Consider the following 232-nt stretch of genomic DNA (forward strand, 5'->3'; position numbering starts at 1 on the left):
CTTTCTCTGCTATACTACAAGCAGAGAAAGGGGGAAAGCAAATGTTTGAAAAGAATTATGCAAAGGTAAAAGGAATTGTTCATAAATGTAGAAAAGACTACTATCTCCACCTGTGGGAGAAAGAGGATTGGGACCAAGAGGGCATGATCTGTCTCCATGAACTTCTAGAAAAGCATCCAGAACTAGTGGAAGAAAAGAAACTCTACGTCTACTTCAAAACAAAATTTCGCAA

Annotated in this window: 1 pseudogene; it reads left to right on the top strand. The window is 38.4% G+C overall.

Annotated elements, in window-relative coordinates:
• Positions 1-41: 41 nt before the first annotated feature.
• Positions 42-232: pseudogene (locus ADH31_RS03765) on the top strand (sigma-70 family RNA polymerase sigma factor); the annotation flags it as partial.

The organism is Streptococcus pseudopneumoniae, from assembly GCF_001072375.1.
Lineage (GTDB): Bacteria > Bacillota > Bacilli > Lactobacillales > Streptococcaceae > Streptococcus > Streptococcus pseudopneumoniae_L.